At 68.1% G+C, this 13969-nt stretch carries 16 protein-coding genes and 1 pseudogene; 11 read left to right on the plus strand and 6 right to left on the minus strand.

The annotated features are described in order from the left end of the window. The first annotated feature begins 105 nt into the window (after positions 1–105). Entirely contained in the window at positions 106–999 is an 894-nt protein-coding gene (locus ABZ942_RS04585) for an inositol monophosphatase family protein (RefSeq protein ID WP_357379382.1), read from the plus strand. Here ABZ942_RS04585 and cei read toward each other — a convergent pair. After that, a complete protein-coding gene (gene cei, locus ABZ942_RS04590; RefSeq protein WP_357378996.1) occupies positions 996–1673 on the minus strand; it encodes an envelope integrity protein Cei in 678 nt (225 codons plus the stop codon). The two genes, ABZ942_RS04585 and cei, sit on opposite strands and share 4 nt — an antisense overlap. 407 nt (positions 1674–2080) lie before the next feature. Here cei and ABZ942_RS04595 point away from each other — a divergent pair, with 407 nt between their 5' ends. Next, positions 2081–2383, plus strand: coding sequence for a DUF4193 domain-containing protein (locus ABZ942_RS04595; protein ID WP_107658115.1), 303 nt, complete (start codon positions 2081–2083; stop codon positions 2381–2383). A 15-nt stretch (positions 2384–2398) separates the two neighbouring features. On the opposite strand, the gene ABZ942_RS04600 is transcribed toward ABZ942_RS04595, so the two are convergent. Beyond that, positions 2399–2884 carry a DUF3093 domain-containing protein gene (locus ABZ942_RS04600; RefSeq protein WP_357379384.1) on the minus strand — a complete coding sequence of 162 codons (486 nt, stop codon included), beginning with the start codon at positions 2882–2884 and terminating at the stop codon, positions 2399–2401. A 156-nt stretch (positions 2885–3040) separates the two neighbouring features. Between ABZ942_RS04600 and dut the strand changes: the two genes are divergently transcribed. Beyond that, complete coding sequence (gene dut / locus ABZ942_RS04605) at positions 3041–3529, plus strand: dUTP diphosphatase (protein WP_357378998.1); 489 nt, start codon at positions 3041–3043, stop codon at positions 3527–3529. 5 nt (positions 3530–3534) lie between these two features. Continuing rightward, entirely contained in the window at positions 3535–4359 is an 825-nt protein-coding gene (locus ABZ942_RS04610) for a DUF3710 domain-containing protein (protein WP_357379386.1), read from the plus strand. 33 nt (positions 4360–4392) lie between these two features. Here the strand turns inward: ABZ942_RS04610 and ABZ942_RS04615 are convergent, their stop codons facing one another. Continuing rightward, positions 4393–5106, minus strand: a complete 714-nt coding sequence (locus ABZ942_RS04615) for an alpha/beta hydrolase (protein WP_357379000.1) — start codon at positions 5104–5106, stop codon at positions 4393–4395. Between the two features lie 128 nt (positions 5107–5234). On the opposite strand from ABZ942_RS04615, the gene ABZ942_RS04620 reads away from it, so the two are divergent. From ABZ942_RS04620 to ABZ942_RS04630, 3 genes are all read left to right on the plus strand, one after another. Then, a complete protein-coding gene (locus tag ABZ942_RS04620; RefSeq protein WP_040736821.1) occupies positions 5235–5612 on the plus strand; it encodes an OB-fold nucleic acid binding domain-containing protein in 378 nt (125 codons plus the stop codon). A gap of 3 nt (positions 5613–5615) precedes the next feature. Further along, positions 5616–6347, plus strand: a complete 732-nt coding sequence (locus ABZ942_RS04625) for a DUF3159 domain-containing protein (protein WP_357379002.1) — start codon at positions 5616–5618, stop codon at positions 6345–6347. Positions 6348–6513: 166 nt separating this feature from the next. Then, entirely contained in the window at positions 6514–7137 is a 624-nt protein-coding gene (locus tag ABZ942_RS04630; RefSeq protein ID WP_357379005.1) for a sigma-70 family RNA polymerase sigma factor, read from the plus strand. Positions 7138–7189: 52 nt separating this feature from the next. On the opposite strand, the gene ABZ942_RS04635 is transcribed toward ABZ942_RS04630, so the two are convergent. Then, positions 7190–7861 (minus strand): TrkA family potassium uptake protein, encoded by a 672-nt coding sequence (locus tag ABZ942_RS04635; RefSeq protein ID WP_357379007.1) that lies wholly within the window; start codon positions 7859–7861, stop codon positions 7190–7192. A 2-nt stretch (positions 7862–7863) separates the two neighbouring features. Then, entirely contained in the window at positions 7864–8529 is a 666-nt protein-coding gene (locus ABZ942_RS04640; protein WP_357379009.1) for a TrkA family potassium uptake protein, read from the minus strand. Between the two features lie 160 nt (positions 8530–8689). On the opposite strand from ABZ942_RS04640, the gene ABZ942_RS04645 reads away from it, so the two are divergent. From ABZ942_RS04645 to ABZ942_RS04660, 4 genes and pseudogenes are all read left to right on the plus strand, one after another. Further along, positions 8690–10678, plus strand: coding sequence for an APC family permease (locus ABZ942_RS04645; RefSeq protein ID WP_357379011.1), 1989 nt, complete (start codon positions 8690–8692; stop codon positions 10676–10678). Continuing rightward, positions 10675–10821, plus strand: a complete 147-nt coding sequence (locus ABZ942_RS04650) for a hypothetical protein (RefSeq protein WP_357379013.1) — start codon at positions 10675–10677, stop codon at positions 10819–10821. The genes ABZ942_RS04645 and ABZ942_RS04650 overlap by 4 nt, the downstream gene beginning before the upstream one ends. Next, positions 10818–11417: pseudogene (locus ABZ942_RS04655) on the plus strand (TRAM domain-containing protein); the annotation flags it as partial. The gene ABZ942_RS04650 and the pseudogene ABZ942_RS04655, both read left to right, overlap by 4 nt. 726 nt (positions 11418–12143) lie before the next feature. Beyond that, complete coding sequence (locus ABZ942_RS04660; protein ID WP_357379388.1) at positions 12144–12983, plus strand: hypothetical protein; 840 nt, start codon at positions 12144–12146, stop codon at positions 12981–12983. 151 nt (positions 12984–13134) lie between these two features. On the opposite strand, the gene ABZ942_RS04665 is transcribed toward ABZ942_RS04660, so the two are convergent. Beyond that, positions 13135–13938, minus strand: coding sequence for an enoyl-CoA hydratase (locus ABZ942_RS04665; protein WP_357379015.1), 804 nt, complete (start codon positions 13936–13938; stop codon positions 13135–13137). Between the last annotated feature and the right edge of the window lie 31 nt (positions 13939–13969).

A 13969-nucleotide genomic window follows, 5' to 3' on the forward strand; every position in this document is an offset into this window, starting at 1 on the left:
GACGACGGCGTTGTGTCGTGCACGACAAGAGTAATGCGCGATCGATGCTGCGCGTTCCCGAGGATCTGTGATGCGATGGGGGGCGTGCCGGAAACCTCATCGCCCGTGTCCGACTACACCTCCGAGATCATCGTCGCCCGCGGCGACGAGGCCGAACTGCGCAGAGTCGCCGTCGACCTCGCCGAAACCGCCGCGGCGCACGTCCGTGCCCGCCGCCCCGAGGTCTTCGGCCAGGCCAGCGGACCCGCCGAAGGGGCGGTGCAGGCCAAGGCCCATCCGACCGACCCGGTGACCATCGTGGACACCGAAACCGAGGAACTGATCCGCGGCCTGCTGGCCGAGCAACGCCCCGGCGATCCCATCCTCGGCGAGGAGGGCGGCGGCAGCCTCGCCGACTCCGCCGCCGACGTCGTGCACTGGGTAGTAGACCCAATCGACGGCACGGTGAATTTCCTGTATGGCATCCCCGGCTACGCGGTCTCGGTGGCCGCGATGCGCGGCGGCCGACCGGTCGCCGGTGCGGTGGTGGACGTCGCCAGGTGTGCCACCTACAGCGCCGGGCTGGGGCTCGGCGCGATCCGGGTGGACGCCGAGGGTGCGGTGGAACATCTGCGCTGCACGTCGGTCGAGACGGTCTCGATGTCGTTGGTGGCCACCGGTTTCGCCTACGGCAAGCACCGGCGGACCAGGCAGGCCCAGTTGATCGGCGAGATCCTGCCGCAGGTGCGTGACATTCGTCGCTTCGGCGCGGCCGCGCTCGACCTGTGCCACGTCGCGGCGGGCCGGGTGGACGCCTACTTCGAGCACGGCCTCAACGCGTGGGACTGGGGCGCGGGCGCGTTGATCGCGGCCGAGGCGGGTGCGCGGCTAACGCTGCCGCCCGCGACCAATCCGGGCGAGGTGGGCGACCTGGTGATCGCCGCGGCCCCGGGCATCGCCGACGAGTTGTTCGATCTGCTCGACCGTGTAGGCGCGACCGAGCCGATCCCGGACCGCTAGCAGCGCGCCTGTCTGGCGGCTTCCAAGAGCTTGATGTCGATCGAGGTGCTGTTGCCCGGCGCCGGGTTCTTCAGGGACCGCAGCACCTCCTCGGCGTCGCTGCTCGGCCGGATGTCGCGGAACAGCGAACCGAGCACCATGTCGACCGTCTCGTCGGCCCGCTGATCCTCGATCAGCTCGGCGCACGGCACGACCAGCTGGACCGACGCGGCGGCCGGTCGGCCGTTCACGCCGAACCGGATCTGGCCGGTGCACTCGAGGTCGCCGTTGACGTATACCGAATCGTTGCCATATTGCGTTCCGGGCGCGCTGGCGAACCCGAGGTCACCGAACTGCGCCGCGACGTGCGCGGCCTGGCCACGCTGGTTGTTCGCGTTGAGCACGCGCACCTTGCTGGCCGCGAGCGGCGCGGGTTCCACGTCCTGCAGCCGGCTCGCGCCGACCCGCTGACCGAGCGGTGCCGCTGGTTGAGCGCCCGGCTCGGTGGCCGGGCTCGGCGAGTTGCACGCCATCGCGCTGGTGTCGTGCTCGGTCGTCGTCAACGCCTTGACCCACACAATCGTGCAGATCAGCGTGACGACGCCGAGCATGATGAGCCAGGGCTGCGGGCGCCGTCGGAGGAAGGGCCTGCCCTGGGAATCCACGGGGCGGCCTTCGGTGATCAGTGAAACCACCAGCACACTCTACGAAAAGGTCACGGTACCGGGCGACGGCAGGCCGTCGGGCGGGCAAATAGGTTGCGGAAGGTCTCGGCGAGTTCGACGGATGGTGTCGATTACCCGTCGGTTTCGAATCGTCTGTGTTTTGATTGCGACTTTTGTGCCGGGGTCCGCTATTGTCTGGCGGCCCAGATCGAATCGCCGGTGGCGAAATTGGTGGTCGGTCGCGGGAACAAGTAGGGCATGTCCTGCGTTTACCGAGCGCTATCCGGAGTGGATCAGCCCGATCCGACCTGATGGGTGACCGGTGTACGTGTGACGTGCACCACCGGCGGGACGGTGCGAGTCGCGGCGGTTCCAGCAGGAATCGGTGTGAGCAAACCGGTCCGGGATATACGAAGTAAGGACGAGGGGAAGACGACATGGCAACCGACTATGACGCACCGAGGCGCACCGAAACCGACGATGTGTCGGAAGATTCGCTGGAGGAGCTGAAGGCTCGTCGTAACGAGGCACAGTCCGCCGTCGTGGATATCGACGAATCCGATACCGCGGAGTCGTTCGAGCTTCCCGGCGCGGACCTGTCCGAGGAAGTGCTGAGCGTTCGGGTGATCCCGAAGCAGGCCGACGAGTTCACCTGTTCCAGCTGCTTCCTCGTGCACCACCGGAGCAGGCTGGCCAGCGAGAAGGGTGGTCAGCTGATCTGCATGGACTGCGCGGCGTGAGCTAGCTCGCGGTGATCAGCCCGCGCTGGGCAGCCCCAGCGCGGCTAGGACCCGCTCGGGGTGACGCGTACTGACCAGCCAGTACGGCGTCGGATCGTCCGGGTCGTCGAGCACGAGTAGCACCATCGGTCCGATCCACGGCCGATGCTGCACATAGGCGGCGGGGTCGAGCTGGCGACCCAGCGCCGCACTCTTCGCCGTGCGGGCTACGACGGCCGCACGGGCGACGAAATTCACCGGGAGGTGGGCACGGTCGGCACGGAGCTCCAGCGTGCCCGACGCGTCCCGCGCGACCTCGACGCGGTGCCTGCTCAGCCACACCAGCACCCACACCGGAATCGGGAACAGCAGCACATAGGGCAGCCAGGCCCGCAATCCTGGTGCGCCCATGTGGATTTCGGCGGCCAGCAGCCCGGTGATAGCGAACGCGACCGGCCACCACCACAGCGGCACCCAGAGACGCTCGCGGTACGGCTGCGGGGTTTGCTGTTTCTGGTCCATCGTCACGGGGTTGGGCTGGTCCGACACGACTCAACACTAATTCACGACTGCGGCTGGTCAACGCGTAGGCTCGACCAACGTGAGGGAGCGAAGCGAGCGAACCATGGATACAGCAGCCACGCTCATGACGGAGCCGAGCGCCAGCGAGGCGGAGTCGTGAGCGCACTTTCACCCATACCTCTGCTGCGGCTGGATCCCGGCATCCCCATGCCCGCGCGTGCCCATCAGGGCGACGCCGGCGTGGACCTGTGCACCACGGAAGACGTCATCCTGGAACCGGGGGAGCGGGTACTGGTCGGTACCGGCGTCGCGGTCGCGCTACCCGTCGGCACGGTCGGCCTGATCCATCCGCGATCGGGGCTGGCGGCCAAGACCGGCCTGTCGGTGGTGAACACCCCCGGCACGGTCGACGCGGGCTACCGGGGCGAGATCAAGGTGTGCCTGATCAACCACGACCTGCGCACGCCCATCGAGCTGCGCCGGGGTGACCGGATCGCGCAGCTGCTGGTGCAGCGGGTGGAGTTGGTCGACTTCGTGGAGGTCGACACGCTGGACGAGACCACGCGCGGTGCGGGCGGTTACGGCTCGAGCGGCGGTCACGCGAGCCTGACCGGTGCGGGCCAGGCCACTGTCAAGGAGGCGTGATGGGCCTGTTCGGCAAGAAGAAGCGATCCGACGACGACCAGTACCTGGACGACGATTACGACGAGATCGACGAGTACGACGACGAAGACGAGTACGACACCGACCAGCACCCGGTGGTCGCCGGCAATTACCGCGCCGCCGGTGCGGAAGGTTCGGGCCCGTACGACTTCGCCGAGGTCGCCGATCTGCTCGAGAAGGTCACCGATCAGCGGCTCGACCTCGGCTCGGTGATCCTGCCGGTGCCGCAGGGCGGCCAGCTGCAGGTCGAGATGACCCCCGACGGCACACCACAGGCCGTGCACCTGGCCACCGAGCACGGCAGGCTCACCGTCTCCGCGTATGCCGCGCCGAAGTCGGCGGGCCAATGGCGCACGGTGGCCGCCGATCTCGCCGATTCGCTGCGCAACGACGGCGCGCGGGTCGCGGTGGAGACCGGCCCGTGGGGTCGCGAGCTGCTGGCCATCACCGAAGGTGCGGATCTGCGGTTCATCGGTGTCGATGGGCCACGCTGGATGGTTCGGCTGGTCGCGGCGGGCCCGTCGGGCGCGTCGAACGACGGCAGCCCGCTGGTCGCCGCGGCCCGGGCGATCCTGCGCGAGACCGTGATTCGCCGCGGCGACGACCCGCTGCCAGTGCGTGAGCCACTACCCGTGGTGCTGCCGCAGGAACTGGCCGAACAGCTGGCCGCGGCGCACCAGGCACAGGCCGATGCCCAGCAACAGCAGGCGGCGGCACAAGCCGCGGCTCCGCAGGCCGCCCCGCCGCGGATGCCGGAGGGGCCGCGCCGTGGCGCGGACGGTTCGGCGATGCAGCAGTTGGGTCTGAACTGACTCGGTTCTGAACTGACTCGGTTCTGAGCCAACTCAGCCGCGCATGAGGGCGGCAAATCCCGTGTGCCCGAGGATCGCTGGATCCGCGCCGAGTTCGGCAAGCGTGATCCGGTGAATAGTCGACCGCGGGATGAGCGCCGCCCACTCCTCGGCGATCGCGAACGGATGCACCGGATCATCGACGGCCGTCACCACGGCCACCGGCACCTCGATGGTGCCGAGCCGCTCGGTCCCCGGCCACTTGTAGTCGGCCGCTTCCTCCAGTGCCGCAGGCAGATTCGGCCACTGCGATCGCCACGACCGGGTGAGCGCGTCGGCGAGCCAGCGCGGGCTGCTCGCCCGCATCCGCTCGACCACCACGTCCAATCCGTCGGTCCGCAACTGCGCCGCGGTCGCCGACGCGCTCAACGCGGCGGGGCAGGCGGTGGTGTCCGGCCCGGTCCACCCGGGCAGCGCCGCGACCACTCCGACCGTCCGGTCCGGATGCTCGGCGGCCCACTCGATCGCGACCGCGGCGCCCAGCGAGATTCCCGCCACAACAATCGGTCCCGCCGCGGCCGCCGCGTCGAGCGCGGCCCGGTAACTCGCGACCACCGCCGTCGGGTCGGGTTCCACCGCGACCACGTCGAGACGGCGCGCGCGGCAGGCCGGTTCGAACGCGCGACGCGCGAAATCCGCGTCGGATCCGGTTCCCGGCAGTGCCACGACGACGTGGGCGGCCGACACGGAGTGTGGGGAGTCGAACACCGGTCCGAGCGTAGCGGGGGTGTGCTGGTGCATCTACAGTGGCGGGTGTACGTCCACCGCCGGTCGTGCTGAGAATCCACGATGGTGTGCGATCCACACTGTCTGCTCTATGCAGGAGAGCGTGCGAAATGTCATCCGCTGCCTCAGGGTATTTTCGACGTCTGGGCCGCAGACTGACCGAGGATCTCGACCAGTTGGACGCCGAGGAGCTTGCCGAGAAATCGGAGGCGTCGGGAGCGTGCCGCGCGTCGGAGTGTCGCCGCGGCGACGAGGCCACGATGCTCGGTAAGCTGCGCAGTGTCGAAGCGTGTTCGAAGTCCGCTGGCGCAACTGTGCAAGCGGAATTCTTCGACGGCACCGACGCCATCACCCTGGTGTGGATCGGCCGTCGGCGCATTCCCGGTATCGAACCCGGGCGGCGTATCTTGGTTCGCGGTCGCGTCGGTGATCGAGACGGCCGCAAGGTGATCTACAACCCCTACTACGAACTGCGCGGGAACAGCTGACGTATGCCATCGAGCAACGACAACGCCCCCTCGGGCGAACAGACCCCCTCGACCGAAAAGCTCGAGCCCGCCGTGGCTCTCGACCCCGGCGAGGCTCTAGACGCTGACGAGGAGGCGGCCGAACAGACGTTGCTCGAGCAGTTGGGCGGCTTCAGCGGCCTGATCTACTCGACCGTTCCCGTCGTCGTGTTCGTCCCCGTGAACAGTTTCGCCGGGCTCACCTGGGCGATCTGGGCCGCCCTCGGCGTGGCCGCACTCATCCTGGTCTGGCGCCTGATCCGGCGCAGCCCCATCCAGCCCGCCCTCTCCGGCTTCCTCGGCGTCGGCATCTGCGCGTTCATCGCCTACCGGATGGGTGAGGCCAAGGGCTTCTTCCTGTTCGGCATCTACACGAGCCTGGTGTACGCGGGTGTCTTCCTGGTCTCGATGCTGGTGCGCTGGCCGCTGGTCGGCGTGATCTGGGGCGTGCTGAACGGCCACGGCACCGACTGGCGCAGCGATCGGCGGGTGCAGCGCCTCTACTACTTCGCGACCACCACCTGGGTGCTGGTCTTCGGCGCCCGCTACCTGGTGCAGTCGCAGCTCTACGACACCGACCGCACCGGCTGGCTGGCCTTCACCCGCATCGCCATGGGCTGGCCGCTCACCGCGGTCGCGCTGGCGGTCACCGTGTGGGCGGTGCGTCGTGCGGGGCACCTGCCCACCAAGTCCGCGGTGGCGGCCGAGCCCGCGTAAGACGTTAACTCCGCGGGTCTTTCCCGCGAAAGCCATCAGGGGTGGGGTAACTGCCACCGCCGAGGTGGGTGGTTACCCACCCTGGGGTGCCTGGCTGCTGGGTCCGGTTCGTCAGACGATCGTTGCGTACAGAAAACAACGCACGATCGTAGGAAAGGACTCGGACGTGGCTACCGAGCACAGCACCGCGGCATTGTCGAAGAACCACAATCCGGCCCTGTCGGAGAGCCGCCGGGTGGCGGCCGAACTGGACAAGTTGATCGGTCCTGCGGCCGCGGGCGACCGCAACGCCGTCACCGAGATCATCCGCGTCGTGCATCCGCTGGTCCGCCGGTATTGCGGTGCGCGCCTTGGCAATACGGCGCACCTGCAGGTGACCGCCGACGACGTGGTGCAGGAGATCCTGATCGCCACCGTCAAGGCGATCCCGCGCTACCGCGATCAGGGCAAGTCGTTCCTCGCCTTCGTCTACGGCATCGCCTCGAACAAGGTCGCCGACGCGTTCCGCCGCTCTCAGCAGCACCCCACCTACCCGATGGCCGAGATGCCGGACACCGCGTCCACCGAGGCGGGCCCCGAAGAGTGGGCGCTCGCGCTCGAACGGCGCGCGGCCACCAAGGAACTCATGAAGATCCTGGCGCCCGCGCACCGCGAGGTGCTGGTGATGCGCATCGTGCTCGGCTGGTCGGCGGCGCAGACCGCCGAGGCGATCGGCACCAGCCCCGGCGTGGTCCGGGTGATGCAGCACCGCGCGCTGAACAAGCTGCGCGCGGAACTGAAAGTTGCCTAGCCGAAGTCGCTACCACCCGCGAAGTCGCTACCGCATCAGCCCTGTCGGGGAGTCAAGGCTTGATGCCATGGTTGGCGAGTTCGACCCGCAGGTCCTCTTCGGCCTCCACCGAGGTGACGAACAGCAATTCGTCGTCGCCCTCGAACGGATCATCCGGCTGCGGCACGATCACCCGGCCGCCGCGCAGAATCGTCACCAGGGCGGCGTCGCGCGGCAGGGTGAGTGTGCGCACCGGCTTGCCGGCCAGCCCGGTGTCCCCGGGCAGCGTGATCTCGACCAGGTTGGCCTGACCCTGCCGCAGCGTCATCAGGCGCACCAGATCGCCGACGGAGACCGCCTCCTCGACGAGCGAGGCGAGCAGGCGTGGCGTGGACACGGCGACGTCCACACCCCATGACGCGTCGAAGAGCCATTCGTTGCGCGGATCGTTCACCCGCGCCACCACCCGGCGCACACCGAACTCGGTCTTGGCGAGCAGGCTGTGCACCAGATTGGCTTTGTCGTCACCGGTGGCCGCGATGACCACCTCGTAGGTTTCCAGCCCCGCGTCCTCGAGCAGCGCGAGTTCGCAGGCGTCGGCGTGCACCCAGACCGCGTCCGGGATCGCGTCCGGCTCGATGTGGTCGAGTTGCCGCTCGAGCAGCATGACGTTGTGTCCACCGCGCAGCAATTCCCTGGCGATGGATCGGCCGACGGCGCCTGCCCCGGCGATGGCCACTTTCATGTTCAGTCCTCGCTCACGGGGGGCTTGCCTGCCAACGCGATGGCCTCACCCACGGAACCGGAGGTGGCGGCGACATAGACGACGTCGTCGGCCTGCACGATGGTCTTGCTGTCGGGCAGCAGGCCCTGGCCGAATCGGATGATGAACGCGACCCGCACGCTCACCTCGCGCTCCAGGTCGCGCACGGTCCGGCCATACCAGTCCTCGTGCAACGTCAGCTGTGTCACAGCTACCGTGCCGGTCGGGTCGCGCCAGGTGGTGGTGCTGTTGTCGCCGATGAGGGCGCGCAGGAACCGGTCGGTGGTCCACGGCACGGTGGCGATGGTCGGGATGCCGAGTCGCTCGTAGACCGCGGCGCGCTTCGCATCGTAGATGCGCGCGACCACCCGCTCCACGCCGAACATCTCGCGGGCCACCCGCGCGGAGATGATATTGGAATTGTCACCGGAGGAGACGGCGGCGAACGCGTCGGCCCGCTCGATTCCGGCCCGTACCAGCACATCTCGATCGAAGCCGACGCCGGTCACCCGCTCACCGGTGAAATCCTGGCCCAGGCGCAAGAAGGCGGCCGGGTCCCGATCGATCACCGTGACCTCGTGGCCGACCCGGACCAGGGCACGGGCCAGCGCCGAGCCGACGCGCCCACAACCCATGATCACTACGTACACCCGTGCACCCTCGTTCCTGGAACCAAGCGTTCGGTCTGCTAATTCTGTGGTCGAACGGTACCTGCCGAATCATTCCATCGGCCACGTTCCCCCTCCACCGCGTGGCCAAACCTGCGAGCCACGCGCGCGACCACCCTCGCGTGCGCCTATGCTCGCTCCAGTGTCCAAGTTGACGACGGCAGCGAAACGAATGCTGCTGGGCAGGCCTTTCCGTAGTGATTCGCTTGGCCATACCCTGCTGCCGAAGCGCATCGCCCTTCCAGTGTTCGCCTCCGATGCGATGTCCTCTGTCGCGTACGCGCCCGAAGAAATTTTCCTGGTGTTATCCGCGGCCGGGATCTCGGCCTACGTCTATGCCCCCTGGGTCGGCCTTGCCGTCGCCTTGGTGATGGCCGTGGTGGTAGCAAGCTATCGGCAAAACGTGCACGCCTACCCGTCCGGTGGCGGTGACTACGAGGTCGCCACCACGAACCTCGGACCCAACGCCGGACTGACCGTCGGCAGCGCGCTGCTCGTCGACTATGTGCTCACGGTGGCCGTGTCGATTTCCTCGGCCGCGTCCAATATCGGCTCGGCGATTCCGTTCGTCGCCACGCACAAGGTGCTGTTCGCCGTGGTGGCGATCGTCATCCTGACAGCGATCAACCTGCGCGGCATCCGCGAGTCGGGCACCACCTTCGCCATCCCGACCTACGCGTTCATCGTCGGCATGTTCATCATGCTCGGCTGGGGGCTGTTCCGGATCTTCATCCTCGGCGACAACCTCCAGGCGGAATCGGCGGGTTTCGGCCTGAAGGCAGAGGACGAGCACCTGTACGGACTCGCCTTCGCCTTTTTGATCGCCCGCTCGTTCTCCTCCGGCTGTGCCGCGCTGACCGGCGTCGAGGCGATCAGCAACGGCGTGCCCGCGTTCCGGAAGCCGAAGTCGCGCAACGCCGCCACCACCCTGCTGATGCTCGGCGCCATCGCGATCGTGCTGCTGATGGGCATCATCATCCTGGCCCAGAAGATCGGGATCGTGTACGCGCACAACGATGCCGATCTGATCGGTGCGCCGCCCGGCTACCACCAGAAGACGCTGATCGCGCAGCTCGCCGAGACGGTGTTCCACGGGTTCCCGGTCGGGTTCTTCTTCATCACGACGGTGACCGCACTGATCCTGGTGCTCGCCGCGAACACCGCGTTCAACGGGTTCCCGGTGCTGGGTTCGATTCTGGCGCAGGACCGTTACCTGCCGAGGCAGCTGCACACCCGCGGCGACCGGCTGGCGTTCAGCAACGGCATCCTGTTCCTGTCCGGTGCGGCGATCGCGTTCGTCGTGCTGTTCGGCGCCGAGGTCACCAAGCTGATCCAGCTGTATATCGTCGGCGTGTTCGTCTCGTTCGTGCTCAGCCAGACCGGCATGCTGCGGCACTGGACCCGGCTGCTGCGCACCGAAACCGATCCGGCGCAGCGGTCGCGGATGAAGCGATCCAGGGTGATCAACGCCGTCGGCCTGACCGCGACCGGCGCGGTGCTGATCATCGTGCTCATCACCAAATTCTTCGCTGGCGCGTACATCGCCATCTGCACCATGGTGGCGATCTTCATCGTGATGAAAATGATTCGTCGACACTACGATTCGGTGTCGCGTGAGCTGGACGAGCAGGAGTGGGACGGCGTGCTGCCCAGCCGCTCGCACTCCATCGTGCTGGTGTCCAAGCTGCATCTGCCGACCCGGCGCGCGCTGGCCTACGCTCGCGCCACCCGGCCGGACACGTTGGAGGCGATCACGGTCAACGTCGACGAGGCCGATACCAGGGCGCTGGTACGCGAGTGGGAGCAGAGCGATGTGACGGTGCCGCTCAAGGTGATCGAATCGCCTTACCGTGAAATCACCAAGCCGGTTCTCGATTACGTGAAGCGGGTGCGTAAGGATTCGCCGCGTGACGTGGTGACCGTGTTCATTCCTGAGTACGTGGTCGGCCATTGGTGGGAACAGGTGCTGCACAACCAGAGTGCGCTGCGGCTCAAGGGACGACTGCTGTTCGAGCCGGGCGTAATGGTGACGAGTGTGCCGTGGCAGTTGAGTTCGTCGACGCGCGCGCGCACGCCCGGCATGGTGAACGCGCCCGGGGCGGTGCGTCGCGGTTACGACGATCGCTCATGAGTGGGCAGACGAGCTCCGTGGATGCCGTCACCGGTTCGGATTGTGTCGCAGCCGGTAAAGCGCGTGCAGCCGTGCGGATGACGACGCGAATCGTGGTGCGGCGTGCGTTGTCCGAGCCCGGCGACGGCGAGGCGCGGGCATGACCGATTGGCGTGACACGACTTTCGAGGTACGTCTCGGTCCGCCCGGCCACGGTGGATTCTGCGTGGGTCGGCACGAAGGACGAGTGGTGTTCGTCCGGCACGGGCTGCCAGGCGAACTGGTGCGGGTGCGGGTCACCGAGGATCGCGGCGGCTCGTTCTGCCGCGCCGACGCGGTGGAGATCCTCGAGCCGTCACCGGACCGCGTCCCCGCCACCTGCCCGGTCTCCGGACCCGGCGGTGCGGGGTGCTGTGATTTCTCCTACGCCACCCCGAAAGCGCAACGGGCGCTGAAAGCTTCGGTGGTCGCCGAGCAACTGCGTCGACTCGCGGGAATCGACCGCGAGATCGTCGTCGAACCGATCACCGGCTCCGGCGACACCATCGGCGGCTGGCGCACCCGCATCCGACTGGCCGTCGACGCCGAAGGGCGTGCGGGTGTACACGGCTACCGCAGCACCGAGGTGATCACGGATCTGCGCTGCCCCCAACCGGTTTCGGGTGCGCTCGACGGGGTGGCGGATCGATTGTGGACGCCGGGAGCGGATTTGGTGATCGCCGTCGACGGTGACGGGGTGCGTCACATCATCGAGCTGGCCCCGGCCGCTGATGGAGATCGACGGAAGTCCCGCGGCGAATGGCAGCGAGCCGAACCGAGCGCGACCGGTGAGCGTCGCGGGGATCAGCGCGGTCGTGATCGCCGTGGTCGCGCCGAGCGAACCGATCGCCGCCGCCCCGGTGCCGACCGCGGCGATGACCAAGGGCGCAGCAGCGGAGCCGAACGCGACAACCGCCGCCGCCCTACCGGCAAACCGGGCAGCGAACTGCGCGGCGACGATGCGCCGGGTGTCACCGAGCGGGGGCATCGTCGCCGTCCGGGTGAAATCGGCGGCGTCTGGCGCGGGGGCACCGCGCGGCGCGATACCGAGAACGATGGTCGCCTCGATGAGACTGATAGCGGCCGGCACCGAGACGATGGGCACGAGGCCGGTCGCCGCGGTTCTGCCAAGCACAACCGCAACCGACACGGTGGGCTCGATCGGTCTGGCAGCGATGGTCGAGCCCTCGATGGTCGCGACGAATTGCGCGATGTCGATGAGCGCCGCGGCCGGCAGGATGCTGGTGGGCGTGGCGACGATGACCGTGCTGGATCGCATGATCGTGACGGGCTGCGTGGTACTGATGAGCATCGGGGTCGGCGCGATGCTGGTCGGCGGCGCGAGGATGACGGTGCCGAATCGCGTGGTCGTGACGGGCTGCCGGACGCTGATGAGCGTGGCGGTACCGGTCGGGACGATCACCGCAGCTCCAATGAGTCTGGTGGCGTGGGCGATACACGGGGCGGCGGCTCGCGCGGTATTGAGGAACGCCGGCACGAGAGTCGTGCTCAGCGCGGCGACGAGGACGGTGCCGACATGCGTGGTCGCGCCGGGCGTGGCACTGATGAACGCGGGGTCGGGCGTGCGGAGGAGCGGTACGACGCCGACGGTCGGCTGGAGGCACCGCAGGCCGGTGAGCGGCGCAATGCGTCTGCTCGGCGCGCGGCCACGCATGCGGCGCGCGACGAGTGGGTGATCGCCGGAACCGGGCGTGCGGTCGAGTATGTTGCGGGCCGCCGCTGGGAGGTGTCCGCGACCGGTTTCTGGCAAGCCCATCATGGTGCCGCACAATGCTATTCAGACCTGGTGGCCGAGTGGTCCGGGCTACACCTCGGCGGCCTGGCCTGGGATTTGTACAGCGGCGCCGGCGTTTTCGCGTCCCGCCTGGCCGATCAGGTCGGCCAGACCGGCGCGGTACTCGCGGTGGAGTCGGCCCGCTCGGCAGTCGCCGACGGCACCGCGGCCCTGCACGACCTGCCCTGGCTCGACCTGCACGCCCAGCGAGTAGAGCGCTGGGTCACCGAACGCGTAGGCGGTGCGGCCCCGGACACCATCGTCCTCGACCCACCCCGCGCGGGCGCAGGCAAAGACGTGGTCGCCGCGATCACCACAACCGGCCCCCTCCGCATCATCCACATCGGCTGCGACCCAGCCGCTTTCGCCCGCGACCTAGGCCTCTACCGATCAGCCGGTTACGAACTGACCGACCTCCGCGCCTTCGACGCTTTTCCCGGCACCCACCACGTCGAATGCATTGCGCTACTCGAGCGCCCATCCCCGGAGTAACGCAGCAGCGTTCGCTGGACGGGACATGGTGGCGGCGAATGTGAGTGGGCTCGCGTCGCGTCCGGCAACGCAACGGTGCTGAGCCAGGCTTCCTTCGCCGAGCGGTCCGAGTGCGGTAGCTGGATTGCGCAGGGCGGTCGATGCTGGCGCGTCAGTCTTCGTAGACCGGGGGTCTGCGGTCGCGGCGGGCGCGGATGGCTTCGTCGAAGTTGTCCGTGGTGAGGCGGACGTAGAGTTGGGCCATGCCCTCGTGTTGCATGTGGGATTCGAAGCCGCCCGCTTCCATGCCACTCCACAGCATGCGTTTGGTGAGTTCGGTGCCGACGCGGCTGAAGCTGATGATGCGGTCGGCGAGGTCGTAGCAGGTTTCGAGGAGTTCGGCGGCGGGCACGGTGCGGGAGACGAGGCCGATGCGTTCGGCTTCGGCGGCGTCGACGTCGCGGCCGGACAGCATGATCTCGAAGGCGCGAGAGCCGCCGATGGCGCGCGGCAGCAGGTAGCTGATGCCGAGTTCGGTGGAGGTGAGGCCGTTGTTGATGCCCGCCGCGCGAAAGTAGGCTTCCTCGGCCGCGATTCGGATGTCGGTGGCGACGCTGAGACAGAATCCGCCGCCGATGGCGGCACCGTTGATCGCGCCGATCACCGGCTGGTTCATCCGCCGCAGCGTGATCATCACATCGTTGAGCAGGTCCATCGAGCGGCGCGCGACGCTGGTGACGGTGAGTCCCTCGACATTGGGCACCTTGCCCGCGCTCTGCAGGTCGGCGCCGGAGCAGAAACCCTGCCCCGCGCCGGTGAGCACCACGACCCGAATGTCGTTGTCGGCACTGACTTCTTCCAGCGCCTCGCGCAGCGGAATCATCACGTCGAATGCCATGGCGTTCATCCGATCGGGGCGATTCAACGTGACCAGCGCGATGTGCGGTCGCGGTGTGTCGATGAGCACGAACGACATACGAACCCCTAACCAGTGACGGCCTGTCACC

The sequence above is a fragment of the Nocardia sp. NPDC046473 genome, from assembly GCF_040645995.1.
Lineage (GTDB): Bacteria > Actinomycetota > Actinomycetes > Mycobacteriales > Mycobacteriaceae > Nocardia.

Coding starts and splice junctions, on each gene's coding strand:
- ABZ942_RS04650 (WP_357379013.1), top strand. CDS start 10,675: ATGAGTGGGCAGACGAGCTCCGTGGATGCCGTCACCGGTTCGGATTGT.
- ABZ942_RS04595 (WP_107658115.1), top strand. CDS start 2,081: ATGGCAACCGACTATGACGCACCGAGGCGCACCGAAACCGACGATGTG.
- ABZ942_RS04625 (WP_357379002.1), top strand. CDS start 5,616: ATGCCATCGAGCAACGACAACGCCCCCTCGGGCGAACAGACCCCCTCG.
- ABZ942_RS04635 (WP_357379007.1), bottom strand. CDS start 7,861: ATGAAAGTGGCCATCGCCGGGGCAGGCGCCGTCGGCCGATCCATCGCC.
- ABZ942_RS04665 (WP_357379015.1), bottom strand. CDS start 13,938: ATGTCGTTCGTGCTCATCGACACACCGCGACCGCACATCGCGCTGGTC.
- ABZ942_RS04600 (WP_357379384.1), bottom strand. CDS start 2,884: ATGGACCAGAAACAGCAAACCCCGCAGCCGTACCGCGAGCGTCTCTGG.
- ABZ942_RS04620 (WP_040736821.1), top strand. CDS start 5,235: ATGTCATCCGCTGCCTCAGGGTATTTTCGACGTCTGGGCCGCAGACTG.